Source organism: Enterobacter cloacae complex sp. SHL022 (genome assembly GCF_049237785.1).
GTDB classification, from domain to species: Bacteria; Pseudomonadota; Gammaproteobacteria; order Enterobacterales; family Enterobacteriaceae; genus Enterobacter; species Enterobacter hormaechei_C.
The window spans coordinates 242,669-269,090 of the sequence record NZ_JBMKJH010000001.1 but is presented as its reverse complement, the minus strand read 5'-3'; the positions used below and the strand labels follow the sequence as shown (position 1 = coordinate 269,090).

At 53.9% G+C, this 26,422-nt stretch carries 28 protein-coding genes; 16 read left to right on the top strand and 12 right to left on the bottom strand.

The window, feature by feature from the left end; all coding sequences use genetic code 11:
* Positions 1-3: 3 nt before the first annotated feature.
* Genes ACOTZD_RS01310 through ACOTZD_RS01300 form a run of 3 tightly spaced genes read left to right on the top strand, consistent with a single transcriptional unit; the run spans position 4 to position 2,375 of the window.
* Positions 4-711 (top strand): T6SS immunity protein Tli3 family protein, encoded by a 708-nt coding sequence (locus ACOTZD_RS01310; protein ID WP_032659013.1) that lies wholly within the window; start codon positions 4-6, stop codon positions 709-711.
* A 12-nt stretch (positions 712-723) separates the two neighbouring features.
* Positions 724-981, top strand: a complete 258-nt coding sequence (locus tag ACOTZD_RS01305) for a PAAR domain-containing protein (protein WP_023324870.1) — start codon at positions 724-726, stop codon at positions 979-981.
* A complete protein-coding gene (locus ACOTZD_RS01300) occupies positions 981-2,375 on the top strand; it encodes a hypothetical protein (RefSeq protein WP_023324869.1) in 1,395 nt (464 codons plus the stop codon). The genes ACOTZD_RS01305 and ACOTZD_RS01300 overlap by 1 nt, the downstream gene beginning before the upstream one ends.
* Positions 2,376-2,436: 61 nt before the next feature.
* On the opposite strand, the gene purT is transcribed toward ACOTZD_RS01300, so the two are convergent.
* Positions 2,437-3,615 (bottom strand): formate-dependent phosphoribosylglycinamide formyltransferase, encoded by a 1,179-nt coding sequence (gene purT / locus ACOTZD_RS01295; protein WP_023324868.1) that lies wholly within the window; start codon positions 3,613-3,615, stop codon positions 2,437-2,439.
* Between the two features lie 171 nt (positions 3,616-3,786).
* Here purT and ACOTZD_RS01290 point away from each other — a divergent pair, with 171 nt between their 5' ends.
* Together ACOTZD_RS01290 and ptrB are read left to right on the top strand one after the other, a co-directional pair.
* Entirely contained in the window at positions 3,787-4,437 is a 651-nt protein-coding gene (locus ACOTZD_RS01290) for a tellurite resistance TerB family protein (protein WP_032609515.1), read from the top strand.
* Between the two features lie 75 nt (positions 4,438-4,512).
* On the top strand, positions 4,513-6,588 hold the full coding sequence (ptrB, locus tag ACOTZD_RS01285; protein WP_045343596.1) for an oligopeptidase B: 2,076 nt from the start codon (positions 4,513-4,515) through the stop codon (positions 6,586-6,588).
* Here the strand turns inward: ptrB and exoX are convergent.
* From exoX to ACOTZD_RS01270, 3 genes are all read right to left on the bottom strand, one after another.
* On the bottom strand, positions 6,570-7,232 hold the full coding sequence (exoX, locus tag ACOTZD_RS01280; protein WP_015570288.1) for an exodeoxyribonuclease X: 663 nt from the start codon (positions 7,230-7,232) through the stop codon (positions 6,570-6,572). The genes ptrB and exoX overlap by 19 nt on opposite strands.
* A gap of 24 nt (positions 7,233-7,256) precedes the next feature.
* Positions 7,257-7,907: a carbon-nitrogen hydrolase family protein gene (locus ACOTZD_RS01275; RefSeq protein WP_003859783.1), complete on the bottom strand. Its 651-nt coding sequence runs from the start codon at positions 7,905-7,907 to the stop codon at positions 7,257-7,259.
* A 111-nt stretch (positions 7,908-8,018) separates the two neighbouring features.
* The gene (locus ACOTZD_RS01270; protein WP_003859784.1) at positions 8,019-8,249 is read right to left on the bottom strand and encodes a DNA polymerase III subunit theta; all 231 of its coding nucleotides are present in this window, start codon (positions 8,247-8,249) and stop codon (positions 8,019-8,021) included.
* Between the two features lie 137 nt (positions 8,250-8,386).
* Here ACOTZD_RS01270 and yobA point away from each other — a divergent pair, with 137 nt between their 5' ends.
* From yobA to ACOTZD_RS01255, 3 genes are read left to right on the top strand one after another with little or no spacing between them, the layout of a single operon-like run.
* Positions 8,387-8,758, top strand: a complete 372-nt coding sequence (gene yobA, locus ACOTZD_RS01265; protein WP_023314337.1) for a CopC domain-containing protein YobA — start codon at positions 8,387-8,389, stop codon at positions 8,756-8,758.
* A 1-nt stretch (position 8,759) separates the two neighbouring features.
* On the top strand, positions 8,760-9,629 hold the full coding sequence (gene copD, locus ACOTZD_RS01260) for a copper homeostasis membrane protein CopD (protein WP_022651438.1): 870 nt from the start codon (positions 8,760-8,762) through the stop codon (positions 9,627-9,629).
* Between the two features lie 16 nt (positions 9,630-9,645).
* Positions 9,646-9,984 (top strand): YebY family protein, encoded by a 339-nt coding sequence (locus ACOTZD_RS01255; RefSeq protein ID WP_003859787.1) that lies wholly within the window; start codon positions 9,646-9,648, stop codon positions 9,982-9,984.
* Positions 9,985-10,109: 125 nt separating this feature from the next.
* Here the strand turns inward: ACOTZD_RS01255 and ACOTZD_RS01250 are convergent, their stop codons facing one another.
* A complete protein-coding gene (locus tag ACOTZD_RS01250; RefSeq protein ID WP_032609507.1) occupies positions 10,110-10,307 on the bottom strand; it encodes a hypothetical protein in 198 nt (65 codons plus the stop codon).
* Between the two features lie 45 nt (positions 10,308-10,352).
* Positions 10,353-11,333 carry a VirK/YbjX family protein gene (locus ACOTZD_RS01245; RefSeq protein ID WP_045337549.1) on the bottom strand — a complete coding sequence of 327 codons (981 nt, stop codon included), beginning with the start codon at positions 11,331-11,333 and terminating at the stop codon, positions 10,353-10,355.
* A gap of 167 nt (positions 11,334-11,500) precedes the next feature.
* On the opposite strand from ACOTZD_RS01245, the gene pphA reads away from it, so the two are divergent.
* On the top strand, positions 11,501-12,145 hold the full coding sequence (pphA, locus tag ACOTZD_RS01240) for a protein-serine/threonine phosphatase (RefSeq protein WP_045337547.1): 645 nt from the start codon (positions 11,501-11,503) through the stop codon (positions 12,143-12,145).
* A 34-nt stretch (positions 12,146-12,179) separates the two neighbouring features.
* Here pphA and ACOTZD_RS01235 read toward each other — a convergent pair whose 3' ends face one another.
* The 4 genes from ACOTZD_RS01235 to yebS all read right to left on the bottom strand — a co-directional run bounded on the left by ACOTZD_RS01235 (position 12,180) and on the right by yebS (position 17,931).
* Complete coding sequence (locus ACOTZD_RS01235; protein ID WP_003859885.1) at positions 12,180-12,419, bottom strand: YebV family protein; 240 nt, start codon at positions 12,417-12,419, stop codon at positions 12,180-12,182.
* A gap of 106 nt (positions 12,420-12,525) precedes the next feature.
* Positions 12,526-13,989: a 16S rRNA (cytosine(1407)-C(5))-methyltransferase RsmF gene (gene rsmF, locus ACOTZD_RS01230; RefSeq protein ID WP_174401961.1), complete on the bottom strand. Its 1,464-nt coding sequence runs from the start codon at positions 13,987-13,989 to the stop codon at positions 12,526-12,528.
* Between the two features lie 56 nt (positions 13,990-14,045).
* On the bottom strand, positions 14,046-16,679 hold the full coding sequence (locus ACOTZD_RS01225; protein WP_023314332.1) for a PqiB family protein: 2,634 nt from the start codon (positions 16,677-16,679) through the stop codon (positions 14,046-14,048).
* Complete coding sequence (gene yebS / locus ACOTZD_RS01220) at positions 16,648-17,931, bottom strand: membrane integrity lipid transport subunit YebS (protein ID WP_003859890.1); 1,284 nt, start codon at positions 17,929-17,931, stop codon at positions 16,648-16,650. The genes ACOTZD_RS01225 and yebS overlap by 32 nt, the downstream gene beginning before the upstream one ends.
* Before the next feature lie 132 nt (positions 17,932-18,063).
* Between yebS and ACOTZD_RS01215 the strand changes: the two genes are divergently transcribed.
* From ACOTZD_RS01215 to htpX, 4 genes are all read left to right on the top strand, one after another.
* Entirely contained in the window at positions 18,064-18,561 is a 498-nt protein-coding gene (locus ACOTZD_RS01215) for a GAF domain-containing protein (RefSeq protein WP_032609503.1), read from the top strand.
* 96 nt (positions 18,562-18,657) lie between these two features.
* Positions 18,658-19,344: an RNA chaperone ProQ gene (gene proQ, locus ACOTZD_RS01210; RefSeq protein ID WP_003859895.1), complete on the top strand. Its 687-nt coding sequence runs from the start codon at positions 18,658-18,660 to the stop codon at positions 19,342-19,344.
* A gap of 19 nt (positions 19,345-19,363) precedes the next feature.
* Positions 19,364-21,412 (top strand): carboxy terminal-processing peptidase, encoded by a 2,049-nt coding sequence (gene prc, locus ACOTZD_RS01205; RefSeq protein ID WP_003859896.1) that lies wholly within the window; start codon positions 19,364-19,366, stop codon positions 21,410-21,412.
* A 193-nt stretch (positions 21,413-21,605) separates the two neighbouring features.
* Positions 21,606-22,487, top strand: a complete 882-nt coding sequence (gene htpX / locus ACOTZD_RS01200; RefSeq protein WP_003859899.1) for a protease HtpX — start codon at positions 21,606-21,608, stop codon at positions 22,485-22,487.
* A 51-nt stretch (positions 22,488-22,538) separates the two neighbouring features.
* Here htpX and ACOTZD_RS01195 read toward each other — a convergent pair whose 3' ends face one another.
* A complete protein-coding gene (locus ACOTZD_RS01195) occupies positions 22,539-23,912 on the bottom strand; it encodes an MFS transporter (RefSeq protein ID WP_023314330.1) in 1,374 nt (457 codons plus the stop codon).
* A gap of 178 nt (positions 23,913-24,090) precedes the next feature.
* On the opposite strand from ACOTZD_RS01195, the gene kdgR reads away from it, so the two are divergent.
* Positions 24,091-24,882, top strand: a complete 792-nt coding sequence (gene kdgR, locus ACOTZD_RS01190) for a DNA-binding transcriptional regulator KdgR (RefSeq protein WP_003859903.1) — start codon at positions 24,091-24,093, stop codon at positions 24,880-24,882.
* A gap of 63 nt (positions 24,883-24,945) precedes the next feature.
* On the opposite strand, the gene ACOTZD_RS01185 is transcribed toward kdgR, so the two are convergent.
* Positions 24,946-25,185 carry a YobH family protein gene (locus ACOTZD_RS01185; protein ID WP_003859905.1) on the bottom strand — a complete coding sequence of 80 codons (240 nt, stop codon included), beginning with the start codon at positions 25,183-25,185 and terminating at the stop codon, positions 24,946-24,948.
* A gap of 160 nt (positions 25,186-25,345) precedes the next feature.
* On the opposite strand from ACOTZD_RS01185, the gene mgrB reads away from it, so the two are divergent.
* Positions 25,346-25,489, top strand: a complete 144-nt coding sequence (gene mgrB / locus ACOTZD_RS01180; RefSeq protein ID WP_003859906.1) for a PhoP/PhoQ regulator MgrB — start codon at positions 25,346-25,348, stop codon at positions 25,487-25,489.
* 74 nt (positions 25,490-25,563) lie between these two features.
* Complete coding sequence (locus ACOTZD_RS01175) at positions 25,564-25,851, top strand: YebO family protein (protein WP_003859907.1); 288 nt, start codon at positions 25,564-25,566, stop codon at positions 25,849-25,851.
* Positions 25,852-26,422: the final 571 nt, after the last annotated feature.

Below are 26,422 nucleotides of genomic sequence, written 5' to 3'. Positions count from 1 at the left end.
CTGATGAAAGGATTATGTACCGTTCTCGCAGCGACGTCCGTTGTGCTGGCGACCGGATGCCAGGCTAAAGAACCGCCCACACAGGTTGTTTACCGGTTCGATGATCACCGTTTTCTCGAATTGAAAGGCTGGGGCTGCGAAGGTGAACTCTGGTATACGGATACTTTTCGGGGTATTCATACCAGGCCCGTCAGTCAATTTTATCGGATTTTCACCAAAAAATTTGTTCATCCTTCTGAACGATATATTGCCATACCCACCTGGGATGACCCAGGAACAATGATTTCTAAAGATTATGGTAAAACATGGTCTCCCCAGTTTTTTTCGGTAGGGCCTAATGAGCCCGATGGTACTAACCAACCATCCTATGAGGATATTATTTCTTTCACCGTCGTCAACGACCAAGGTTTTTTACAGACCAAACACCGGCTGTATATGTCATCAAAGCCATTTGAAGACCCGCGCATTCTGCCCGGCGGGCCGGGGATTGCCTATACCGTGGATGACGGAATGGGAAATAAAGTCAGCGGGAAGCTGGACCCCCGTTCCCCTGGCTGGGCGTGGGGAATGGTCTACATGACTAAGCAGGGGCTCGAGGGCAGCACGCAGCAACTTAAGGCTAACTGGCAAGATTTACCCGACAGCGTACCCGACGTGAAAGGCTATACCGGCTGGGAGCACATGCAATGCAACATGGATGCGGGAAAATAGGGAGATAAAGCGATGAAAGGCGTCATTAGGTTAAACGATCCGCTGATAAGCGGAGGAAAAGTCACTAAGGCCTCCGGGGCAGACTTTATGGGGCAGCCCGTGGCCTTAAAAGATGATCTTGCGCAGTGTCCGCTCCATAAAGGGACGTTCGCAATCACTGAATGTCACCCAACCTGGACCATGCATGGCCGTGGGGTTGTGGTAGATGGCTGTCGCGCGGCGTGTGGATGTGAAATCAAAAGTACCTTACCTGTGGCGGGAGCTTCGTAATGCGCGCGTGGTGGTTATACAAACAACAGCCAGACCCGGATTCCACTGTGCCAGTCGTCATGATTGTTTTCCTCTATGTGATAGCCGTCGCAATGGGCCTCGCGATCCGGGCTCTCACCTGGCCTGAACAGGAACACGTTACGGCTCTCTTTTTTGTGCCTTCAGTTATTCTGCCCATCTGTGTTGTATCGTTGCTAGTTTTTACAAGTTTCATATTTCATGACGCCAACATTCATTATGCTGAAACCCGAAAATTCATAGCAAAAGAGCAGGAGATTAATTTAAAGGCGTATGCGCGAAAAAATATCGCTATCGCAGCATGGTCTGCAATCACCCCCCTGGAGGAACCCGCGCTGAATATGTTGAAACTGGAAGGCGAATTTCCGCTGGCACCGAAAACGCCGGTTAATATTCAGCTGGAAGATCGCTTCGACCAGACCAGGAATGAACAGATGTTTTACCGCTTACTGGACCCGATGGCAGAAAAATTGAAGGACTATAACTACCGTATTTTTGAAACCGTTGTCTGGGTTCACGGAGGGAGTGGATCCTGCATTGATGAACTGAGGCGCACTCTGGAGCGGTTGGGTATTGAAACGGCAAGCACGTGTAAAATTGAGTACAGCACAGAATGTCCTGACTACGCGATCGTTAGCCAATGGATGAACTTATCTGATTACAGAGTTGAAAACCGGTTGATTGTTATCGTTGATTTACATGAAGAAAGCGGCGAATCAAAGAGCATGGAAAATGCATGTGCATTCCTGCTGACCAGTCATTATGTCCGGGAGGAGGGCGAAAAACCGGTATATTTATATCAGCCTATGTCTGACGTGACCGATGTAGAGGACAAAATGGCGGTCTTCCTTGAGACGGGTTCGGTACTTACGCCGAAAAATCTCTGGTATACCGGGCTGTCCCGTATTGAAAAATATCCATTAATGCAGGCACTGGATAAAAAAGCGCTCACGGTGGAACGGCTGGATATCGATGCCTCTCTGGGCGCAAAGAGTGCCGGGTATCGGTGGCTGGCTCTGGCATTTGCGGCGGATGCGGTCAAATATGCCCAGGGGGAGCAACTGGCAGCTTATTCAGACAAAAACAAATTTTGTATTACTTCGCTTTCCTCCATGAAGACAGCTATCCCAAAAAAACTTACCTGGTGTAACTGGAGTAATCCCCTTTATCCTGCGGGGATGGCGGCTTTATTCTGCGTGTTATCCCTCATTGCCTATCGTATCAGTTTCCTGGCGCAAAACGATCCGCCAGCAATCTGGGAACTGATTGCGAGCATCATCATTCCCTTCGTTATTTTTATTGGCCTCGGTATTTTTGTTTTCATCTCGAAAACGAATGAAGCCTACGAGGATATGGAATACGAATGGAAGCGATAGAAACGGAACAATGTTAATCATGTAATGTGGCTGGTCGCTTAGTTGACCAGCCTTTAGTTATTTACCCTGTCACTTTTACCGCAGTGGCCGCTATTTTCGCTCTCGCGACGGCTTCGTCCACGTTTTCCCCGGTTGCTAATGCCACGCCCAGACGACGGCTTCCGTCGATCTCCGGTTTGCCGAACAGTCTGACCTGTAAGCCTGCACCAACCGCACCTTCGACGTTATCAAAGGTGACATTCTGGCTGGTCAGCTGCGGCAGGATCACCGCGGAGGCTGCCGGGCCGTATTGACGGATGCCGCCAACCGGCAGGCCGAGGAAAGCGCGCACGTGCAGCGCGAACTCGGAGAGATCCTGTGAAATCAGCGTAACCATCCCGGTATCGTGCGGGCGAGGGGAGACTTCGCTGAAGATCACCTCGTCGCCGCAAACAAACAATTCCACGCCGAACAGGCCGTAGCCGCCCAGCGCCAGCACCGTCTTGCGGGCGATCTCCTGCGCGCGTGCCAGCGCCAGCGCGCTCATCTGCTGCGGCTGCCAGGATTCTCGATAATCGCCGTCTTCCTGACGATGACCAATCGGGTCGCAGAAATAAACGCCGTCCACGGCACTGACGGTAAGCAGGGTAATTTCGAAATCAAACTTCACCACGCCTTCCACGATGACGCGCCCGGCACCGGCACGACCGCCCTGCTGGGCATAGTCCCAGGCCTGGTCCAGCGTGCTGCTGTCGCGGATAAAGCTCTGCCCTTTGCCGGAGGAGCTCATTACCGGCTTAATGATGCACGGGTAGCCAATCTCTTCGACGGCCTGGAGAAACGCAGCTTTATCCCCGGCAAAACGGTAGCTGGAGGTCGGGAGCTGTAATTCTTCTGCCGCCAGGCGACGAATGCCTTCCCGGTTCATGGTCAGTTTTGCCGCAGTGGCGCAAGGCACTACGCGCTGGCCTTCCTGCTCAAGGGCAACCAGCATCTCAGTGGCAATGGCCTCAATTTCAGGCACCACGAAATCCGGTTTTTCCTCGGCAATTAACGCCCGCAGGGCATTGCCGTCAAGCATATCGATGACGTGCGAGCGATGCGCAACGTGCATGGCAGGGGCGTTCGCGTAACGGTCCACCGCAATCACCTCCACGCCCAAACGCTGGCATTCAATGGCTACTTCTTTACCCAGTTCACCCGATCCCAACAGCATGACGCGCGTCGCGGCAGGGCGCAGCGCGGTTCCTAAAAGAGTCATAAAAATCCCCCTGAAAAAGATGCGGGTAGTATAAACGAAAACGTTTGCGTCTGTCTTGTATGGGGATAACCGGACAGGGGGGAAATTTGCGCTTCTTTAGCACTGACAGACATTTCCTGACACCCGCTCGCTTAGGCTGTGAAGGTTACGCACTGTTACGTGAGGAAAAATATGTCAGGCTGGATGAATCAACTGCAATCCCTGTTGGGACAAAAAGGCTCGTCGTCGGGCGAGCAGGGTCTAAGCAAGCTGCTGGTGCCGGGTGCGCTTGGCGGGCTGGCCGGTTTGCTGGTTGCCAATAAATCATCGCGGAAACTGCTTACCAAATACGGTACCGGCGCGCTGCTGGCGGGCGGAGGGGCTATTGCAGGCTCCGTCTTATGGAACAAATACAAAGACAAGGTGCGCAGCGCGCATCAGGATGAACCGCAGTACGGGAAGCAGGTATCACCGTTAGATTTACGCACCGAGCGCCTGATCCTCGCCCTGGTCTTTGCAGCCAAGAGCGACGGGCATATTGATGCCAGTGAACGTGCCGCAATTGAACAGCAGATGCGGGAAGCGGGCGTTGAGGAGCAGGGCAGGGCGCTGGTGGCGCAGGCCATTGAACAGCCGCTCGATCCGCAGCGTCTGGCGCAAGGCGTGAAAAACGAAGAAGAGGCGCTGGAACTCTATTTTCTGAGCTGTGCCGCCATCGATATCGATCACTTTATGGAGCGCAGCTACCTGAACGCCCTGGGCGATGCGCTGAAGATCCCCCAGGACGTTCGCGAGGGAATTGAGCAGGATATTCAGCAGCAGAAGCAGACTCTCGCGGGCTAGAAGGCCATGTTTCGCTTGCATCATACGCGTGTTTTGCCAACCTTATAGGATGTAAAACGAAAAAGTAAGAATGCCATGCCTCCAAAAGCCCGACGTACTCCTTATGCGATCACCACGCATGGCGATACGCGTATCGATAACTACTACTGGCTGCGGGACGATTCTCGTTCCCGGCCAGAGGTGCTCGACTATCTGCATGAGGAAAACGACTATGGCCGCCAGGTCATGGCCAGCCAGCAGGCGCTTCAGGATCAGCTCCTGAACGAAATGGTGCAGCGTATCCCCCAGCGTGATGTCTCTGCCCCGTGGTGCAAAAACGGTTATCGCTATCGCCATATTTATGAGCCGGGAAACGAATATCCCATCTACCAGCGCCAGTCTGTGCTGAGCGCCGAGTGGGACGAATGGGAGATCCTGCTGGATGCCAACAAACGTGCTGCCCACAGTGAGTTTTATACGCTGGGCGGCATGTCCATTTCCCCCGATAACGCCATTATGGCGCTGGCTGAGGATTACCTCTCCCGCCGCCAGTACGGTTTGCGTTTCCGCAATCTTGAAACGGGAAACTGGTATCCCGAAATGCTGGATAATGTCTCCCCCGATTTCGTCTGGGGTAACGATTCAGAAACGGTCTACTACGTTAAAAAGCATGCCTCAACGCTGCTGCCTTATCAGGTCTGGCGTCATACGGTGGGGACCGATTCCGCCGACGATGAATTAGTCTACGAGGAAAAAGACGAGACGTTCTATGTCAGCCTGCATAAAACGTCATCTCGCCACTACGTGATCATTTTCCTCTCCAGCGCCACCACCTCAGAAGTGCTGCTGCTGGATGCAGAGCTGCCGGATGCGCAGCCGCTGTGCTTCCTGCCGCGCCGTAAAGATCATGAGTACAGCCTGGATCACTTCCAGCACAGCTTTTACCTGCGTTCGAACCGCGAGGGCAAAAACTTTGGCCTTTATAAAACCAAAGTGCGCGATGAACGCAAATGGGAAGTGTTAATTCCCGCGCGCGATCAGGTGATGCTGGAGGGGTTCACCCTGTTTACCGACTGGCTGGTGGTGGAAGAGCGTCAGCGCGGACTGACCAGTATCCGCCAAATCAACCGCAAAACCCGCGAAGTGGTGGGCATTGCGTTCGATGACCCGGCTTACGTAACGTGGATCGGCTTTAACCCGGAACCGGAATCGTCCCGCCTGCGGTACGGCTATTCGTCGATGACCACCCCGGATACGTTGTTTGAACTGGATATGGACACCGGGCAGCGTCAGGTGATTAAACAGGCTGAGGTCCGGGGTTTTGAGTCGGAAAATTATCGCAGTGAGCACCTGTGGGTGACCGCACGCGACGGCGTTGAAGTCCCTGTATCGCTCGTCTATCACAAGGCGCACTTCAACAAAGGTAAAAACCCCATCCTCGTCTATGGCTATGGCTCCTATGGATCAAGCATGGATGCCGATTTCAGCAGCAGCAGGCTGAGCCTGCTCGACCGCGGTTTTGTTTATGCGATTGCCCATATTCGCGGGGGCGGCGAACTGGGTCAACACTGGTATGAAGACGGAAAATTTCTCAAAAAGAAAAATACCTTTAACGACTACCTTGATGTCTGCGATGCGCTGATCGCGCAGGGTTATGGCGATCCGCAGCTCTGCTTTGGCATGGGGGGCAGCGCCGGGGGCATGCTAATGGGTGCCGTGATCAACCAGCGGCCTGAACTGTTTAAAGGCGTTATCGCCCAGGTGCCGTTTGTGGACGTGGTGACGACCATGCTGGATGAGTCCATTCCACTGACCACCGGGGAGTTTGAAGAGTGGGGGAATCCGCAGGATGAAACCTATTATCGCTACATGAAAGAGTACAGCCCGTACGATAACGTTGAGGCGAAAGCCTATCCGCATATGCTGGTGACCACCGGCCTGCACGATTCCCAGGTGCAGTACTGGGAGCCCGCGAAATGGGTGGCGAAGCTGCGTGAGCTGAAAACTGACGATAATTTGCTGCTGCTGTGTACCGATATGGACTCGGGGCACGGAGGGAAATCAGGGCGATTTAAATCCTATGAAGGGGTGGCGCTGGAGTACGCCTTTTTGATTGGCCTGGCGCAGGATACGCTGCCAGGCCGGGCGGGGACTCAGGCTTCGCCTAAATAATGCTTCAGCGTCAGGCGCAGTTCCGGGCTCATTCTGTCGAGGTTGTTGTACAGCCAGCGCAGATAGCCCGGATCTTTGTCCGCCACTTCCGATACTGGCTTCCCGCGATATTTACCGAACGTAAAGGTAGTCAGTAGCGCGGGGCGCCCGGTAATGGTCGCCATATCGTCTGGCGTCCAGCCGGAAGTATTCATGATATCAATCAGGAGCGCTGCGGTGATGTAGCAGTCATAAAGGGCACGGTGATGATGCAGCCCTTCCGGCGTCCGCACGCTGAGTTTGCGCGACTTATACAGCGCCATATTGCTGTATTTGATCCCAGGCCACAGACGGCGCGCCAGCTTCATGGTGCAAATCCATTCGCCGGGCATCTCCGGCAGCACGCGGCGGTCAAAGCTGGCGTTATGGGCGACATACCACTGGCTACCGTGGTAAAGAGGGATGATCTCTTCAATCCACGGCTTATCCGCCACCATCGATTCCGTAATGCGATGTATAGCCATCGCCTGCGCACTGATGGGACGATCCGGGCGCACCAGATGGCTCATTGGGTTGACTATCTTTCCGTCAATCACGTCGACAGAAGCGACTTCCACAATTCCACCCTGCAAATCACAGGTTTCGGTATCGATAACGCGCAGCATTGATCGCTCCTGATCCTAAAATGCCTAGCCTAATGGAATGATATCGCCTTGCCAACCCTGTTGGCCTAAAGAACCGGTTAGCAGCAGTTCTCCCTTATCGGCACGTACAATCAGCTGACCTTTTTCATCCCATAACGCGCTACCGCCGCGCGCGTTCGCCATTAATACCGCGATGGCGTACTTGTGCGCGAAGCGTTGTAACGAACCGATCGATTGTCGCCAGCGGTGCTCGCCCACGGCCAGGCTGCTGGTGAACAGCGTTGCCTCCGGGTCCAGTTCCGGGGCGTCAGCCTGGTTATCCACGATGGTTAACCTTTTATCGCCAGGAATAACACCCGCACCGTTGCCCTGCGGATAACGCCGGATGGTCGACAGGTTAGGGGTGAAAAGCGCGAGTCCTTTCTGGCGCTGGCCGTGTTGCTGGAGCGTAATACCAGCAATCACCGTGATGAAACGTGACTGGGCGGCGTGAAGGAGGGGGGCAAGCTGCAAATCGTCAGGAGGTGGGGGTAAGGATGTTCCGCCTGGGCCGGTAAGCGAAAGCTCCGGAAAGACGATCAAATCGCACCCATGCCAGGCAGCTTCGGCAATAAAGTGCAGGTGATGTTTTACGTGCTCATCAACACAGTTGTGCCGCGGGGCATACTGAGCCGCGGCAATATTCCATCGTGACATCGTGACTTCCTTATACACTAAGTCGCTGGGATTTTAAGATTACACCTAAATTTATCAGGGTTTTCTTATCCTGCCACATAACGCGTAAGGAAGTGTAACGAGACGTTAAGCTTATTTAACTTTAGGTTCGTACGGCAGGCGCGAGAGATTGACGGAGGCGAGGCGATGCGCAATGAGACGTTCGCGAAACCAGTCGCGCAGATGTGCGGGTTGTTCACGCTCTACCACTTCAGCTACGACGGGCATGTTGTAACGCTCTTTGAATGCGACACCCGCGGCGGCGAGATCGACATTCACTTTGTCCATCTCGTCCTGAGGAAGGGCGGCCAGGTTAACGTTCATTTCCTTCTCCTTTTTCTGCGGCGGCAACGTTACCGCGATTGTTCAACGATGACAAGGGAGCAAAGGATGTTCCTCGACTCGTTAATTATACAGAGTTATTCTTTAGCATTCAGGCATAACGAAAAGGAATGATTGTGATGCACTTTACCCCTTCCCGCGTCGCGTGCGCGCTGGCATTTTTGCTCTCTTCAGCAACCGCGACCTCAGCTCTGGCCCATGCGCATCTTAAGCAGCAATCCCCGCAGGAAAATACCGTTGCGGTGGCACCAGAGGTCATTACCCTGAACTTCTCGGAAGGAATTGAGCCTGCCTTCAGCGGCGTGGTGGTGACGGACGCGCAGCAGCACAAGATCCAGACCGGCGCGGTGAAGCGTGACGAGAAGGATAACGCAAAGCTGATTGTTCCTCTTGAGAAACCGTTGACGACCGGCACCTACACGGTGGACTGGCATGTGGTCTCCGTGGACGGCCACAAAACCAAAGGCAGCTATCACTTTAGCGTGAAATAGTATGCTGGCCCTGAGCTACGTCGCGTTACGCTTTATCCATTTTGCTGCGCTGATGCTGCTTTTCGGCAACGCGCTTTACAGCGTCTGGTTTGCACCGTCTTCGTTGCAGCGCCTCATGACCCGGCGTTTCCAGCGGCAGCAGAAACTCGCGGCCTTAATCAGCCTGATGGCGGCTCTGCTGATGTTTGGCCTGCAAAGTGGGTTGATGGGCAACGGCTGGAGCGATGTCATTCGTCCGGCGGTCTGGCGCAGCGTGCTGGGAACGCAATTTGGCGGCGTCTGGTTGTGGCAAATGGTGCTGGCCGCTGTGACGGCGGGCGCTGCATGGCTTACCCCGCAAAAAGGCTCACGGCTGTTACTGCTCGTGATGGGGCAGCTGGTGCTGTTGGCGGGCGTGGGACATGCCGCGATGAACGGTGGCGCACCGGGAGCATTGCATCGTCTCAACCATGCGCTTCACCTGCTCTGCGCCGCGACCTGGGTGGGTGGTTTACTGCCGCTGCTGTTTTGTATGCGTCTGGCGAAAGGCCGCTGGCAGCCAGCCGCTATCTTTACCATGATGCGCTTCTCCCGCGTGGGGCATTACGCCGTGGCAGGCGTGCTGCTGACCGGGATAATCAATACGCTCTTTATTGTTGGCATAAACGTGCCGTGGCATGCGCCTTATGTCCAGCTGTTGTTGTTCAAATGTGCGCTGGTCATGATGATGGTGGCAATTGCGCTGGCGAATCGGTATTTTCTTGTGCCACGCTTTCGCCCGGAGGCCGGGCGGGAACAACAGATTTTTATCAGGATGACACAGGCAGAGGTGGTGCTGGGCGCGCTGGTACTGGCGGCCGTCAGCCTGTTCGCGACCTGGGAACCCTTCTGACAAGGTTAAATAACATATGAAAAAGACACTGCTTTCTCTTTTACTTCTCACCTGTGCCAGCAGTGCGCTGGCCGCGCCGCAGGTCATCACCGTCAGCCGGTTTGAAGTGGGCAAGGACAACTGGGCATTTAATCGTGAAGAGGTCATGCTCACCTGCCGTCCCGGTAACGCGCTGTATGTCATCAATCCCAGTACGCTCGTGCAGTATCCGTTAAATGACGTAGCGGAGCAGCAGGTGGCCAGCGGGAAAAGTAACGGACAGCCTGTCAGCGTGATCCAGGTGGATGACCCGGCAAACCCCGGGCAGAAGAAAAGTCTGGCACCGTTTATTGAGCGCGCTGAAAAGCTCTGCTAGCCGTCAGGTTTCCAGTAAAAAAAAACCGCAGGTGCTTGTAAAAGCTCTGCGGTTTTTCACATTTAGTGATGTTCTGACGCTTTTTTTCAGACCACTTTTAATGTGGACTGGAAAACCTGACGTCGTCATCTATTCTTAAAGGGCAAGGCGATTGAGCCTGCATTAATGCCAACTTTTAGCGCACGGCTCTCTCCCAAGAGCCATTTCCCTGGACCGAATACAGGAATCGTATTCGGTCTCTTTTTATCTGCATGAAAATAAACGATAAAATCCGGTTTTCGTCTCAGCAGAAGGTTCACTTCCTGTGCGCCTGCCTCAAACATACCACAACCCGGCAGGCGTAAGTCCAGTCCTTTTTGGCTGTTTTGTTAAATTTTTGTTTGTATTTTGCCTGAGACGACTACGGGATCAATGCGCGCCTGTACGGAAGCCGCAATATCATCAAGTAACGCAAAGCGGCGACGGTATTCGGCGCGTTTTTTGCTGGCAATCTCCTCCAGTGCTTTACGCTCCATCTGGAGCGGCAACTGCCAGCAGAAGGGGGAGAGTTTCTTTCCGTTCAGGCCTTCCCAGAACTCGTCGTAGCTGGCGTGAAAATGACGGCCTTTGCTCAGACGGTAGCGCAGCGCGCGGAAAACATGGCCTTCATCGCTGACGGCAAAAATCGCGCTGATGTTCGAGCGTGAGGCAAGCTGGAAGATCACCTCCATCAGCACGCGTTTCGGGAAAAGACCATGGCAGGCACGGGTAGCCTGCTTAATCACCTCCCGTGAAACATGACGACGTGGACCCTGAAGGCCGCCGATCACCAGCACCGTACGGCCGTTACTGCGTGCGACACAGAACGTCAGGCTGGCAAGCAGCGTATTGTCATTGTCGTGCAGCCAAAGCGTGCTTTCGCCTTCGCGTTCGGCCTTACCCGCGGACGAGGCGTGGACGGTATAGATTTCGCCGTTTTTTGCCTCGAACCGGACAACCGGCACCTCTTGCGGGCTGGTCAGCGCGTGGGCGAGGGCGATGTTTTTCAGACTATCAATCCACTGATAGTGGCTGACGATAGCATCGGCCCGGTCGTTTGAGTTCAGGCCGCGCATCAGATACTGGCGGTGAGTTTTGCTCGGCAAGGTAATTTGAGAGGTGAGCAGCCTGTCGAAATCATCGCGCCCGGACAGGGCCTCCAGCATGCGATGGGTGGAGGACCAGAATAAAAGCGAGCGCAGAAGGAACTTTAACCGGTAATCACGTTTGTGCCAGATTGGGCCGGGAACGCGTTTTCCTCTCACCAGTTCAGAAATAATATTTGTGCGATGCGGATAAAAAACATCGTTTTGCAGGTGTATGTTTGACACGTGAAAATCCCTCTTTTTATTCCGCTCTATTTTAAAGGCCAGGGAATAAGGGATTAATAGCGCAGCGATCTTTATTTCCGGCTGGTTTATGGTTTGTTTGGATTCGCGAAATCCGACGCCAGTTCATGACATTTTCTGTGGCAGCTATACTTCTTACAGGAGGCGTTATGTATCAGAAAATAGAGGGAGAACACTGGCGTCATGTCTGGGTTGTCAGCGATATTCATGGTTGCTATCAGTGGCTTATGGATGAGCTGAAACGACGACATTTTAATCCTGATACGGATCTGCTGATCTCGGTGGGGGATATTATCGACCGCGGGCCTGACAGCGTAAAATGTTTACAGCTGATGCAGGAAAACTGGTTTTATGCGGTACGCGGTAATCACGAGCAAATGGCGTTAGATGCGCTTAAAAATAATGATTTTAGTCTCTGGTCGATAAATGGCGGTAACTGGTTTACCGGTCTTAAGGACGCTCAACAAAAACAGGTGAAGGGTTTACTCAACGCGTGTCGGGACTTACCGCACATTATTGAAATAACCTGCAAAAACGGTCTCAACGTGATTGCTCATGCGGATTATCCCTCCGCCGAATATGGCTGGCATAAGCCGGTGGATGCCCAGCGCGTGCTGTGGGATCGCGACCGGTTAATGGGCTTTATGGTGGGCAAAGGGCAGGGCATTAGCGGCGCGGATCACTTCTGGTTTGGACATACGCCTGTGGACAAACGCTACGATTTTAACAATCTGCACTACATTGATACGGGGGCAGTATTCGGGGGCTTTCTGACGCTGGCGCAGCTTCAGTAATAAATAACCCGCCTTCGGGCGGGTTCTCTTTGGGTCAGGCAAGACGCAAGACCCAGGCATCGGTTTTACTGTCGTAATGCTCACGGTACAGAACGGAATGTTCCCCATCAAGGATTGCCGGGACGCTGGTATCTGCATCCCAGGCGTCCAGCTGCATGCACAAATCCGGATCGGATTTGCAGGGAATACTTAACGTTCGTTCGCCTTGTGATTCGCCGCGCAATTCAGCGTCGTCGATTTCAAAAGCGCCAATGCGTACGCTGGTTTTCGTCATAATGCTCTCCGGTTTGTTGCCCAAAATCTGGTATGACCAGTGCAGTCACCCATTTTTGATCCTAGACAAGGAGAGCGAAATCGCCAGTAAAAAAATGCGCTTTTTTTCAGGCGCTGCGGTTGTTACCGGTAAACAGGCGGCCATCGCGTACCAGTTCGCGCGGATAGCTGTTTTTCAGCCGCGAGCCGACTTTTTTCGCCAGCCCCAGCGGATAGCCCTGATACGTCACGATGACTTCATCCTGTAACGGGCCGTCTTCCGGGTAAACGTCACGACCGCGATACCACTCTTCCGCTTCCTGATGCGTCAGGGCAAAGGTGTTCTCACTGCCGGCCAGCGCAATGACCGCTTCGTGCTGCCAGCGATAGCCTTTGTTGTGGATCTCCGCCAGGCGAATACCGAGGCGGGAGAAACGCACCTTACCAATCAGCGGTTCGATGTTGACCGGGAACAGCCACAGCTCTTTGTCACGCATCCAGAGGCGCAGGCTCTCATCCCAGTGCAGGCCGACTTTGCTCGCAGCCGCTTGCGCCTGTGCCGCCTCACGGCCTTTGACCGGCGCGAACGGGAAGTTGCCGACCTTAAACTTAGGGGCAGGCAAGGGATCGACGGCGCGGGTTTTACGCAGACGGGCAACAAAGAAGCCTTCGCAATCGTAAATCTGCGGGAAGACATGCAGGAAGCCTTCAGGCGTGGCCGCATGGATGGCCGAGTCGAAGAGGGTGTCCAGCGGCAGAAACTCGACGGCATCCACATAGCGTTGCTTGAGCCACAGGCAGACGTCCTCGTTTTCATCGCGATTCAGCGTGCAGGTAGAGTAAACCAGCGTCCCGCCTGGGCGCAGGGCATGAAACGCGCTGTCGATCAGTTCGCGCTGCGTGGCGGCGATCTCCAGGTTGCTTTCAACGGACCAGTTTTTTAACGCATCAGGATCTTTACGCACCACGCCTTCGCCGGAGCAGGGCGCGTCGAGCAGGATGGCATCAAAGGCTTCCGGCAGGGCAGCGCCAAACACGCGACCGTCGAAGTGCGTTAACGCGACGTTGTGGATCCCGCAGCGGCTGATATTGGCATGCAGGACTTTAACGCGGCTGGCGGAAAATTCGTTGGCGAGGATCGCGCCGCGGTTGTTCATCCGGGCGGCAATCTGGGTGGTTTTAGAGCCCGGCGCCGCCGCGACATCCATAACCCGCTCAGGCTGGTTCCCGTCGGCAAACAGCGCAGCAACCGGCAGCATGGAGCTGGCTTCCTGAATATAAAACAGCCCGCTCAGGTGCTCGGCGGTGCTGCCGAGCGGCAGGCTCTCCTCTTCATCCCGTTCGATCCAGAAACCCTCTTCACACCACGGCACTGGCGTTAATTGCCAGCCGTAGGGGGAGACGAGATCCAGAAACGCCCCGACGCTGATTTTCAGCGTATTGACGCGAATACTCCGGCGCAAAGGGCGCTGGCATGCGGCGACGAAATCGTCGAAAGAGAGATGAGCTGGAAGCGCCTCGCGCATCTGTGCGAGGAATTGTTCGGGAAGAAATACGGAGTTTTGAGCCACGGGCACACCACAGGGAAACATTCAGGTGCGCAGTGTAACATAAAGGCTCCGGCGCGTTGACACCGGAGCCTGCGAGATTAACGCGGCAGCGCCGTTCCCCATTCGCGCCACTCTTTCGGTTCACTTTCCAGCAGCAGGAAGTGTTTACCTGCCTGCGCCTTAGGCGCCAGAGGCGTGCCAGGCGGCGTCGCGAAGGCAATGCCGCCGCGAATGAACTGGTTAAAGGTCCCCGTTTTGACCACGCCACCGGTCAGGCCGAAGTCCAGCGAGTAGCCTGAAGCGAGCCAGAACACCGAGTTGTTGCGAACCAGATGCTGATAACGCTGGCTGATGCGCAGGCCGACCATCACGCGATCGGACAGATTACCCAGCGTCAGGCTTGTTACTGTCCCTACTTCAATGCCGCGGAACAAGACCGGCGTACCGATGCCCAGCGAACCGGCTTCCGGAACTTCAACCACAATGCTCAGACCGTCCAGATAACGGGAGTCGGTGATGGTGGCCTCCTGCAACTCAAATTCACGACGCACGTTGCCACGACCCGGTTCAACGTTTATGTACGGCTGAAGTATGGTGTCGAGATGCTCAACCCCTGCGGCAGAAATTTGCGGCGTAACCACCGAGAAGCGCGAGCCTGCCCGGGCGAACGTCTGCACATATTCCGGATAAAGCACGGCGGTCGCCTGAACTTCGTTGCGCGCGGTGATCAGCGTCAGCTTCTGGACCTGCCCGATATCAATGCCGAGATAGCGGATGGGCATGCCTTCAGCCAGTTTACCGGCATCAAAGGTGTGCAGGGTAATCTGCCCCCCGACCGCGCGCGCCGCGGTTTCGGACGGGAAGAGGATCCGCTTGTCACCTTTACGCATGTTGCCGCCCGCGCCGCTCAGGTTATCGAAGCTGATCGCACCGCGCAGGGCACGGGAGAGGGGAGACGCCTGTACGGTCAGCCCGCTGCCGTTGAGCTGCACTTTCGCGCCGCCTTCAGCCCAGAACACGCTGTTTGGCGTGAGCAGCTTGCGGTACTCCGGCTTGATATGCAGTTCGATATCAAACGCGTCCGCACGAGGACGAACGGTGATCACTTCCCCGACTTCAAACTTACGATAAAGCACGACGGAGCCTGCCTGGACGTCCGGCAGCGTTTCAGCGCTTAAGGTCAGCGTGGTGGTCGGCAGGTCGCCGAGGCTGTTTTCAATGGCTTTGTCCAGATTGGCGAACAGCGGATAACTCTCGCGCAGCGCACCTTTGCTGCCCGGCAGAATGCGGATCCCGCCGTTAACCCACTCGCTGGCGCTGGCGCCGAGGAACTCAACGCCGTCCAGACCCACCTTCACGTCGACCCGGCTGTTAACCACAAATTTACTGTCGCCGTGAACCAGATTGCTGTACTGCGGATCGATGGCGGCGGAGAAGGAGACCCCTTTTTCTGTCAGCTTACGTTCGAGGACCTGGCCCACCTGCACACCGTGCAGGATCAGCGGTTGCCCGGCTTCGATACCGTAGCTTTCCGGCGCATTCAGCGTAACCGTCAACACGCCCGGTTTTTGCAGCAGGGCTTTATCCGCCGGGGCGATAACAAAGTTTTTGTTCGGCGCGCCTTCACCGGGGATCAGCTCAAAGGTGCTTCCCGTCAGCAGGGAACTGATGCTGGCGTCGCTGAGGGAGAGCTTCGGATTACGCAGTTCAATGCGCGTTTTTTCCCGCAGGAGATCCACCACGCTCGGATCCACCGTCATTTCGCCGGTAACGGAGCCGCCCGCATTGAGGGTTAATTTTGTCAGTTGCCCGACCTCTAAACCCTGGTACATCAACGGGGTCGAACCGGCTTTCAGGCCTTTGGCATCCGGCAGGGTCAGCTTGACGATGACACCGCGCTGGCTGTGCGCCAGGTCGGCGTACAGGCCAAAGGTATCTTCTGCGGCGGCAGGGCTGGAGTCAGCAGGTGAGTCGAAGGCGATAGCGCCATTCACCAGCGCCGCCAGGCTCTCAAGCTTCACTTTCGCACCGCTTAAGCTCAGGTCGGCATCGACGCCGGAGACGTTCCAGAAGCGGCTGCCTTTTTTCACCAGGTTGGTAAAACGGCGCTCGATGAGTACATCAATGGTCACGCCATCTTTGTTCGGGTTAATGGCGTAGTCGTAAACGCGACCAACCGGAATTTTGCGGAAATAGACCAGAGAACCACTGTTCAGCGAGCCCAAATCCGGCGCGCGGAGGTGGATCATCAGATCGCCGTTATTCAGCCGATATTTCGGCTGGGTATCCAGCGCAACAAAGTGATCCTGTGGCTCGCCTTTGCCGGGCATCATGCCGATATAGTTACCGCCCACAAGCGCATCCAGCCCGGAAACGCCGGCCAGGGAGGCTTTAGGCGTGACCAGCCAGAACTGCGTTTCGGCGCGCAGGGCATCCTGCATATCAGACTTAATGCTCGCCCGGACCTGAATTTTGTTCAGCCCTTTGCCGAGGGAAATATCCTGCACGGTACCCACTTCCACCCCCTGGAAGCGAACGGGGGTACGTCCGGCGACAATGCCGTCCGCAGACTGGAAATCAATCGTGATGGTACTTCCGCGATCTTCATAGCTCGTCCAGATAAGCCAGCCTGCGATCATCAGCGCGATGACAGGTAGCAACCAGAATGGCGAAATGCGGCGTTTTGTTTTAATTCTCGCTTCAGTCGGCGAAGCGGGCGTTTCCTGACTCATGTGCGTCCCAAAGTAAGCGGCTGTCCAGCCATTCCACTGCAAGAATAGTCAATATCACCGCAGAGCCGAAATAAAAAGCTGCGGGTCCCATGGTAAAAGCAAGTAACTGATCGCGATTGATGAGCGACATCATCAGCGAAATCACGAACAGATCCAACATCGACCAGCGACCAATCCAGGTCACGAATCGCAGAAGCAGGATGCGGGTGCGTAGTCCTTGTTCGCATTTAAAGTGAATGCTGATAAGCAGCGTAAACATCACCACCACTTTGGTAAAGGGCACCAGAATACTGGCGATGAAAACAATGGCGGCGACCCCCACGTTACTGTGCGCCAGAGAGATAATCCCTGAAAGGATAGTATCTTCCTGACGGGCGCCGTTCACATAAATTACGGAGATCGGCAGCATGTTGGCCGGGAACAAAAATACCAGGGAGGCGATAAGCGCCGCCCAGCATTTTTGCAGGCTGTTGTTGCGTCGCAATCTTAACGGAATGTGGCAGCGCGGACATCTCCCGCGTTTATCCGGAAAACCGGTGTAATGGCACCCCAGGCAGACGCGCAGGTTGTCATCAGGCCGGGTCGCGGGACGCTGCGGGTAAAATCGCTCCCAAAGCTGTTCAACATTGAGATGAATCAGGGTCAGAATACTCAGCAGGACCAGTGAAATAAACGCAAAAAGGCCAATGCCAGGTTGTAAAAATGCATAATCCTGCACCTTGATAGACGCCACGCCGACGCCCACCAGATAGATGTCCAGCATCACCCACTCCTTGAGCTTTTCCAGCATGAGCAGGACGGGGCGCAGGTTCATCCCCAGTATGTTGCCAAACCACAGGTAGGCAATTGCCGCGACCAGCACCAACGGCGCGCCGACGACGCAGAACAGCACCATGGCGGCCGTAAGCGGATCGCCCTGGCGCGTCATCTGCCAGATCCCCTGCAACACGTTAGCGTCAATACGCACGCCAAGCAGGTATAGCTTTAACAGCGGCTCGGTCCAGGCGAAGGGCATCAGCAGCAGCATGGTTACCGCCATTGCCGCCAGACGCGTCAATGACCAGTCCCGGCCATCGCGAATTTTGGCATCGCAGCATGGACAAAAAGCACTTTGGTGCGATTTCATCTTCGGCAACATAAAAAGCGTATCGCACTGGGGACAACGCTGATAATGTGCACGGGGCAGAGCCTGGCTTACCGTACGGACAACGATCTTTCGTGTCGGCGTAATTTGGGGTGTTTTTAGGGCCATCAGTCGCACACAGATTAGTATTGTTGAAAGTTATAATAACTCATGAACGGATTCATCTTGAGCATGAGCGCATTTAATGCTTATTTTAATAGGCTATGCGGTAACTATGTAAGATAACTAAGTGATTGAATAATGAACAAAACAGAATTCTACGCGGATCTGAATCGCGATTTTAAGGCATTAATGGCAGGGGAAACCAGTTTCTTAGCCACTCTGGCAAATACCAGTGCGTTACTGTTCGAACGCCTTTCTGACGTGAACTGGGCGGGCTTTTATCTGCTGGAAGGCGACACGCTGGTACTGGGGCCTTTCCAGGGGAAACTCGCCTGCGTGCGTATCCCGGTAGGTCGCGGCGTGTGCGGTACCGCAGTGGCGACCCGTCAGGTTCAGCGTGTCGAAGATGTTCATGCGTTTGACGGCCACATCGCCTGCGATGCCAGCAGCAATTCTGAAATCGTACTGCCGCTGGTGGTTAAAAATCAGATTATTGGCGTTCTGGATATCGACAGCACGGTCTTCAGTCGCTTTACTGCCGAGGATGAGCAGGGGCTGCGCGCGCTGGCCGCAAACCTGGAAAATGTTCTGGCAGACACCGATTATCATAAATTCTTTGCGAGCGTCGCAGGATAATCAACGGATAACGTAGCATTTACTGATAGCGTCATTATAATGTCGCCTGTTCATGCCTGCGCTTGTTGGCAACGTCCGTTGTAATCAGGAAATTTCATGGAAAATCAACCTAAGTTGAATAGCAGTAAAGAAGTTATCGCATTTCTGGCCGAGCGTTTCCCGCAGTGCTTCAGCGCTGAAGGTGAAGCGCGTCCTCTGAAAGTCGGTATCTTTCAGGATTTGGTCGCGCGCGTTGAGGGGGAGATGAACCTCAGCAAAACGCAGCTTCGTTCTGCCTTGCGCCTTTATACCTCGAGCTGGCGTTACCTGTACGGTATCAAGCCGGGTGCGACCCGTGTCGACCTTGACGGCAACCCGTGCGGTGAGCTGGACGAGCAGCACGTAGAACATGCGCGTAAGCAGCTTGAAGAAGCCAAAGCTCGCGTGCAGGCACAGCGTGCGGAACAGCAGGCGAAAAAACGCGAAGCCGCAGCGGCAAACGGTCAGGAAGACGCCCCTCGTCGCGAGCGTAAACCGCGCCCGGCACCGCGTCGTACTGAAAATAACGATCGCAAACCGCGTGCTGACAAACCAGCAGCTAAAGCCCCACGTGCGCCGCGCGAAGAGCCGCGCCACACCCCGGTTTCTGACATCAATGCGCTGAGCGTAGGTCAGTCTCTGAAGGTGAAAGCGGGTAACAACGCGATGGACGCCACCGTACTGGAAATCACCAAAGATGGCGTTCGTGTACAGCTGACTTCTGGTATGTCAATGATTGTACGCGCAGAACACTTGTTGTTCTGAAACGGAGGCCGAGCCTGGCATGAACACTTTTTTTAAGCTCACCGCGCTGGCTGGCCTGTTTGCTATAACAGGCCACGCTTTCGCTGTGGACGATATTACGCGTGTTGATCAAATTCCGGTTCTCAAGGAAGAGACTCAGCACGCGACGGTGAGTGAGCGCGTGACGTCGCGCTTTACTCGTTCGCACTATCGTCAGTTCGATCTCGATCAGGCCTTTTCGGCCAAAATCTTTGACCGTTATCTGAACTTGCTGGATTACAGTCATAACGTACTGCTGGCCAGCGATGTCGAACAGTTCGCTAAACGCAAATCCGAAGTGGGTGATGAGCTGCGCTCCGGAAAACTCGATCTGTTCTACGATCTGTACAACTTATCGCAAAAGCGCCGTTTTGAGCGTTATCAATACGCGCTGAAAGTGCTGGAACGTCCTATGGACTTCACCGGCAACGACACCTTTAATCTGGACCGCAGCAAAGCGCCATGGCCGAAAGACGAGGCTGAACTGAATGCGCTGTGGGATGGAAAAGTCAAATATGACGAACTGAGCCTCAAGCTCACAGGCAAAGACGAGAAAGAGATCCGTGAGACGTTAAACCGTCGCTACAAGTTCGCTATTCGCCGACTGGCGCAGACCAACAGTGAAGATGTTTTCTCGCTGGCGATGACCGCGTTTGCGCACGAAATTGATCCGCACACTAATTATCTCTCTCCACGTAACACCGAACAGTTCAATACCGAAATGAGCCTGTCTCTGGAAGGTATCGGTGCTGTGCTTCAGATGGACGATGACTACACCGTAATCAACTCCATGGTGGCCGGTGGCCCTGCATCGAAAAGCAAAGCGATCAGCGTAGGCGACCGTATTGTCGGTGTGGGCCAAACCGGAAAGAGCATGGTGGACGTGATTGGCTGGCGTCTTGATGACGTAGTTGCGCTGATCAAAGGGCCGAAGGGCAGCAAAGTTCGCCTTGAGATCCTGCCAGCCGGTAAGGGGACCAAAACCCGTATCGTTACTCTGACCCGTGAGCGTATCCGTCTGGAAGATCGCGCGGTGAAAATGTCGGTGAAAACCGTGGGTAAAGAGAAGGTTGGCGTTCTGGATATCCCAGGTTTCTACGTCGGCCTGACCGATGATGTGAAAGTGCAGCTTCAGAAGCTTGAAAAGCAGAATGTCAGCAGCGTGATCATTGACCTGCGCAGCAACGGCGGCGGGGCATTGACCGAGGCCGTCTCGCTTTCCGGGCTGTTTATCCCGTCTGGCCCGGTGGTACAGGTGCGCGATAACAACGGTAAAGTGCGTGAAGATGCGGATACCGATGGTGTGGTCTACTATAAGGGGCCGCTGGTGGTGCTTGTCGATCGCTTCAGCGCCTCTGCATCGGAAATCTTCGCTGCTGCCATGCAGGATTACGGCCGGGCGTTAATCGTCGGCGAACCGACGTTTGGCAAGGGCACCGTTCAGCAGTACCGCTCTCTGAACCGTATTTACGACCAGATGCTGCGCCCTGAATGGCCGGCGCTGGGCTCAGTACAGTACACCATTCAGAAGTTCTACCGCGTCAACGGCGGCAGCACGCAGCGCAAAGGCGTGACGCCGGATATTATGATGCCGACAGGTACCGAAGAGACGGAAACGGGCGAGAAGTTTGAAGATAACGCGCTGCCGTGGGATAGCATTGATGCCGCGACATTCGTGAAATCGGGTGATATGAAACAGTTCGGACCGGAACTGCTGAAAAATCACAACGATCGCATCGGGAAGGATCCGGAATTCCAGTACATCATGAAGGACATCGCGCGTTTCAACGCCCTGAAAGCAAAACGGAACATTGTGTCTCTGAACTACGCTCAGCGTGAGAAAGAGAACAATGAAGATGACGCGACACGTCTGGCGCGTATCAACGATCGCTTCAAACGTGAAGGCAAGCCTCTGCTCAAAAAACTGGACGATCTGCCTAAGGATTACCAGGAGCCCGATCCGTATCTGGACGAGACGGTGCATATCGCGCTTGATCTCGCGAAGCTGGAAAAAGAGAAACCTGCTGTGCAACCTGCTCCGACAAAATAATCCCCCAACAGGCACAAGAAATTGTGCCTGTTTCTTTTTGTTCCTCATCCTTCCGTCAGGCAGATTTCCAATTGTGTAAAGTTGTGTCTTTCTGGTGACTTACGCCGTCTGGATGCTTGAAAATAGCCGTAATACCCATACGATGTGGGTAATCGCATAGTGCGTTTTGTTAAACTGAGGTTAAAAGAATATTATGATGCGAATCGCGCTCTTCCTGCTCACCAACCTGGCGGTGATGGTGGTATTCGGGCTGGTGCTAAGCCTGACGGGAATTCAGTCGAGCAGCGTTCAGGGTCTGTTGATTATGGCGCTGCTGTTTGGTTTCGGTGGCTCTTTCATTTCACTGCTAATGTCGAAGTGGATGGCACTGAAATCCGTGGGCGGTGAAGTTATTGAGCAACCGCGTAACGATATGGAGCAGTGGCTGATGAGCACGGTTGCTCAGCAGTCAAAGCAGGCGGGCATTGCCATGCCGCAGGTAGCCATCTACCACGCGCCGGATATCAACGCGTTTGCTACCGGTGCGCGTCGTGACGCGTCCCTGGTGGCCGTCAGCACCGGTCTGCTGCAAAACATGAGCCGTGACGAAGCGGAAGCGGTTATTGCTCACGAGATCAGCCACATCGCCAACGGCGATATGGTCACCATGACCCTGATCCAGGGCGTGGTGAACACCTTCGTTATCTTTATTTCCCGTATTCTGGCGCAGATTGCTGCCGGGTTTATGGGTGGCAACCGTGATGAGGGTGAAGAGAGCAACGGCAACCCGCTGATCTATTTTGCTGTTTCAATGGTGCTGGAGCTGGTGTTCGGTATCCTGGCAAGCATTATTACCATGTGGTTCTCCCGTCATCGTGAGTTCCATGCGGATGCCGGTTCCGCGAAACTGGTGGGTCGTGAAAAGATGATTGCTGCGCTGCAACGTCTTAAAACCAGCTACGAGCCGCAGGAAGCAAACAGCATGATGGCCTTCTGCATCAACGGCAAGTCAAAGTCGCTGAGCGAGCTGTTTATGTCTCACCCGCCGCTGGATAAACGTATTGAAGCGCTGCGTAGCGGCGAATATCTGAAGTAACGTAATCGGGTTGAAAACAACCGGGCAGGAGTCCTTCTCCGCCCGGTTTTTTTATGCCTGCGCCTTTGGCTGGGTGACACGAAGACCGCTAATGACAGCCGCGAGGGTCGCCAGTGTCCCTGCGGTAATCAGCGCAACGTGTGTCGCATTCTGCCCGGCCAGGTTAAACATCAAGGCTACCAGTGCGGCCCCGGTGCTTTGCCCTAACAGTCTTGCCGTGCCCAGCATCCCGCTGGCGCCACCGCTGCGATGACGTGGGGCAGAGGTGATAATCGTGTGGTTATTAGGGGACTGGAACAGACCAAAACCGGCCCCGCACAGGATCATGCGCCAGATAATATCCAGATCCCCTGGCGAGGCGGGCAGGAGCGCCAGTGCAAACAGTCCCACCGCCATGACAACCAGCCCAATCGCCCCCAGAAGCCCGGCATGAACGCGCTCAATAAGGTAACCGGCCAGCGGGGCCATCACCATGGTTGCCAGAGGCCAGGGCGTGAGCAGCAAGCCTGTTTCCACTTCCGAACGGCCAATCACGCTCTGCAAAAAGAACGGCAGCGCAACCAGCGCCAGCATCTGGGCGCAGAACGAGCAAATGGAGGTACAAATGGATAGCGAAAACAGCGGAATACGCAGCAAATCCACCGGCAGTAACGGCACGGGCAGCGCCAGCTGACGTCGTACGAAGAAAAATCCGATGATAAGCATGGCAACGATTTCTGCGGCAATGAGCGACAGAGACTGCCCCTGCGCAAATCCGCTCAGCGCGGTAATCAGCAGGCCAAAGGTCAGCGCGTTCATCACGGCGCTGGGCAGGTCAAAACGCGGCATGGTGTTTTTCGGACCATTTTCCGGAAGATAGCGCAGGGCGAAGAAGATCGCCACAATACCCAGCGGCACATTAATGGCAAACAGCCACTGCCACGAGGCAACGGACAGAATGGCGGCGGCAATCGTCGGCCCGGCAGCGGACGACACGGCCACAATAAAGGAATTAATGCCCATGCCGCGCCCCAGGTGGCGGTGAGGATAGATAAGCCGTATGAGGGCCGTGTTCACGCTCATTAGCGCCGCGCCGCCAAAGCCCTGCGCGATACGCGCCAGGGTGAGGGTGTGCAGTGAATCGGAAAGGGCACAGAAGAGCGAGGTGAGGGTAAAGACCACCAGCCCGCACTGGTAAACCCGGCGATAGCCAAACATATCGCCCAGGAAAGAGAGTGACAGGAGGGAAATCACAATTGCTATCTGGTACGCGTTCACAATCCAGATAGAGCTTGCGGGAGAAGCATTAAGGTCTTTTGCAATGGTAGGAAGAGCAACGTTGGCAATCGCACCGTCAAGGACAGCCATCGAAATACCGATGACAATAGTGGCAATTGCCCCGTACCGCTGCGGTAAGGGCAGGCCATCAGAAACGTTTTTTTGCATGGGAAAAGAATGACTCAGCGTGAAATTATTTTCAGAGTAACTATTTTAGCATCGTTATTTCGGTTTTATGTCGCAGATTTGTAACGAAGTAAACCCAGATAGATTGCAGCACGCATCACACGAATTTATAATAAAAACCGGTTCTGATTTTTATAAAACACTCTCCATGAGGTGATAAATGGCAATCGCAGATTTGGATAAGCAGCCAGATTCTGTTTCTTCCGTGCTGAAGGTGTTTGGCATCTTGCAGGCGCTCGGAGAAGAGCGTGAAATTGGTATTACAGAGTTGTCGCAGCGTGTGATGATGTCGAAAAGCACCGTTTATCGCTTTTTGCAGACGATGAAATCATTGGGTTATGTCGCGCAGGAAGGAGAATCAGAAAAATATTCTCTGACGCTGAAACTGTTTGAACTGGGCGCCCGCGCTTTGCAAAACGTGGATCTGATCCGCAGCGCTGACATTCAGATGCGTGAACTTTCACGATTGACGAAAGAGACAATTCACCTCGGTGCGCTGGATGAAGACAGCATTGTTTACATCCACAAAATTGACTCCATGTACAACCTGCGCATGTATTCACGCATCGGTCGTCGTAACCCGCTCTACAGCACCGCAATTGGTAAAGTACTGCTGGCCTGGCGCGATCGCGAAGAGGTGAAGCAGATCCTTGACGGGGTGGAGTACAAACGCAGCACCGACCGCACCATTACCAGTACGGATGAACTGCTGAGCGTGCTGGATAACGTGCGTGAGCAGGGTTACGGGGAAGATAACGAAGAGCAGGAAGAGGGGCTGCGTTGCATCGGTGTGCCGGTATTTGACCGCTTCGGCGTTGTCATTGCGGGCCTGAGCATTTCGTTCCCAACGCTGCGTTTCTCTGAAGAGCGTCTTCATGAATATGTGGCGATCCTGCATACCGCAGCGCGCAAAATTTCAGAGCAGATGGGCTATAACGATTATCCGTTCTGATCGACGCTTTCAATAAAAACGCCGCAACAGTGCGGCGTTCTTGTAAGCGAAATTCAACGCTGATTAACCGTTATCAATCACATCAGATGATTTACGCAGCACAGGACAGTTGGTTAACCCGATGATCCCGCTGTCGGAATGAATGTACTGCGCCGTGCTTACCCCCCGGGCGGTAAGATATTTACACTGGATACCCAGACCCGCGGCATTTTCTTTGCTTCCCATTAATACGCCGTACCCACTTAATAACAGGCCGATCCACACAATGGCCAGTACAATTACTGTACGAATAAGTAAACGCATCGTTGCCTCTTTTTTCTTTGTTGTCATGGAGTAAGCGTAACGGGTTTACGCAGTGAAACAAGTGCACGATTCCGAAAAGCGTCTGTTGAAGGTACAGTTAGCCCCTGTTTAAGATAACCGTGATAACCTGGCTGCATCAGGTCATAAGACGGAGTGTGGAGTGAAAAAAATACGCTGGGTAATTCTGATTATAGTGTTGATAGCTTGTGTGGTGCTGTGGACGCAGACTATCAATGTGATGTGCGATCAGGATGTACAATTCTTTAGCGGCATTTGTTCAATCAATAAGTTTATCCCCTGGTAGAGGCCATTTTTACGCTGAGTGATGTCCTTACGTGGCGGCAGTGGTAAAATGACTGTTTTTACTGAGGTGGTGAAATGGGTGAGTTACTGAATTCGGGGCTGCTGAGCATTGCATCCCTGGTAATGTCTTTGGTGGTGCTGGTCGTTGGGCTGGTACTGTGGTTCTTCGTTAACCGCGCCAGCTCCCGCACAAACGAGCAGATTGAACTGCTGGAAGCATTGCTCGATCAGCAGAAACGGCAGAATGCGTTGCTGCGTCGTCTGTGCGAAGCCAACGAGCCGGAGGAGAAAGCGGTACCTAAGGACGCTGTTGCTCAACAACAGGACGAGGAAGACTTCATTCGCCTGGTAGCCGAACGATAGTTTGCCCGGAAAGGGAGGTGGCCTGACGTACGGCGTAAATCCCCTCCCTTATCAAATGTGATCCACAACATCCCAACGTATAATTAAGCAGCAGTTAACTATTGTTTCAGCATACTGAAAACTGGTGAATATTTATCCTTATTCGATAATTACCGTTTCGTTGAATAAATTGTGTGTTTTATCTTTCCCGAAGTGTTTTATTTTTATCGAAACGTTTTGCTTGCCTTGTTTTGAGGCAGAGTCATAAAAATTTCATTATTTTGGTGCAGAATAACGCTAATTAAATGGTGGATTTTAATACAATTAGCAAAATGTAATTAACATCCTATATTCCCTGACACATGTCGGTGCGTTGCAATGTTTTCAGCATAACTTTTCACAAAATGTTCTAACTCAGTCATTCTTTTAAAGAAAATCAGGGATTGGGATGGACGCTTTGAAATGATTGAGCTATGTTTAAAAAGTCTTTGATTACAGGGCACGTCAACGCACCCTGCGGGCAGTGAGGTCAGGTAGCGCTTCATTTGACAATTCGCATAACTGTGCAGATTGTTATGGAGTAACACCTGAA

Bases quoted from the DNA above. Each gene is read 5' to 3' on its own strand.
- ACOTZD_RS01310 (WP_032659013.1), top strand. From the start codon at position 4: ATGAAAGGATTATGTACCGTTCTCGCAGCGACGTCCGTTGTGCTGGCG.
- ACOTZD_RS01305 (WP_023324870.1), top strand. From the start codon at position 724: ATGAAAGGCGTCATTAGGTTAAACGATCCGCTGATAAGCGGAGGAAAA.
- ACOTZD_RS01300 (WP_023324869.1), top strand. From the start codon at position 981: ATGCGCGCGTGGTGGTTATACAAACAACAGCCAGACCCGGATTCCACT.
- purT (WP_023324868.1), bottom strand. From the start codon at position 3,615: ATGACTCTTTTAGGAACCGCGCTGCGCCCTGCCGCGACGCGCGTCATG.
- ACOTZD_RS01290 (WP_032609515.1), top strand. From the start codon at position 3,787: ATGTCAGGCTGGATGAATCAACTGCAATCCCTGTTGGGACAAAAAGGC.
- ptrB (WP_045343596.1), top strand. From the start codon at position 4,513: ATGCCTCCAAAAGCCCGACGTACTCCTTATGCGATCACCACGCATGGC.
- exoX (WP_015570288.1), bottom strand. From the start codon at position 7,232: ATGCTGCGCGTTATCGATACCGAAACCTGTGATTTGCAGGGTGGAATT.
- ACOTZD_RS01275 (WP_003859783.1), bottom strand. From the start codon at position 7,907: ATGTCACGATGGAATATTGCCGCGGCTCAGTATGCCCCGCGGCACAAC.
- ACOTZD_RS01270 (WP_003859784.1), bottom strand. From the start codon at position 8,249: ATGAACGTTAACCTGGCCGCCCTTCCTCAGGACGAGATGGACAAAGTG.
- yobA (WP_023314337.1), top strand. From the start codon at position 8,387: ATGCACTTTACCCCTTCCCGCGTCGCGTGCGCGCTGGCATTTTTGCTC.
- copD (WP_022651438.1), top strand. From the start codon at position 8,760: ATGCTGGCCCTGAGCTACGTCGCGTTACGCTTTATCCATTTTGCTGCG.
- ACOTZD_RS01255 (WP_003859787.1), top strand. From the start codon at position 9,646: ATGAAAAAGACACTGCTTTCTCTTTTACTTCTCACCTGTGCCAGCAGT.
- ACOTZD_RS01250 (WP_032609507.1), bottom strand. From the start codon at position 10,307: ATGTTTGAGGCAGGCGCACAGGAAGTGAACCTTCTGCTGAGACGAAAA.
- pphA (WP_045337547.1), top strand. From the start codon at position 11,501: ATGTATCAGAAAATAGAGGGAGAACACTGGCGTCATGTCTGGGTTGTC.
- ACOTZD_RS01235 (WP_003859885.1), bottom strand. From the start codon at position 12,419: ATGACGAAAACCAGCGTACGCATTGGCGCTTTTGAAATCGACGACGCT.
- rsmF (WP_174401961.1), bottom strand. From the start codon at position 13,989: ATGTTTCCCTGTGGTGTGCCCGTGGCTCAAAACTCCGTATTTCTTCCC.
- ACOTZD_RS01225 (WP_023314332.1), bottom strand. From the start codon at position 16,679: ATGAGTCAGGAAACGCCCGCTTCGCCGACTGAAGCGAGAATTAAAACA.
- yebS (WP_003859890.1), bottom strand. From the start codon at position 17,931: ATGGCCCTAAAAACACCCCAAATTACGCCGACACGAAAGATCGTTGTC.
- ACOTZD_RS01215 (WP_032609503.1), top strand. From the start codon at position 18,064: ATGAACAAAACAGAATTCTACGCGGATCTGAATCGCGATTTTAAGGCA.
- proQ (WP_003859895.1), top strand. From the start codon at position 18,658: ATGGAAAATCAACCTAAGTTGAATAGCAGTAAAGAAGTTATCGCATTT.
- prc (WP_003859896.1), top strand. From the start codon at position 19,364: ATGAACACTTTTTTTAAGCTCACCGCGCTGGCTGGCCTGTTTGCTATA.
- htpX (WP_003859899.1), top strand. From the start codon at position 21,606: ATGATGCGAATCGCGCTCTTCCTGCTCACCAACCTGGCGGTGATGGTG.
- ACOTZD_RS01195 (WP_023314330.1), bottom strand. From the start codon at position 23,912: ATGCAAAAAAACGTTTCTGATGGCCTGCCCTTACCGCAGCGGTACGGG.
- kdgR (WP_003859903.1), top strand. From the start codon at position 24,091: ATGGCAATCGCAGATTTGGATAAGCAGCCAGATTCTGTTTCTTCCGTG.
- ACOTZD_RS01185 (WP_003859905.1), bottom strand. From the start codon at position 25,185: ATGCGTTTACTTATTCGTACAGTAATTGTACTGGCCATTGTGTGGATC.
- ACOTZD_RS01175 (WP_003859907.1), top strand. From the start codon at position 25,564: ATGGGTGAGTTACTGAATTCGGGGCTGCTGAGCATTGCATCCCTGGTA.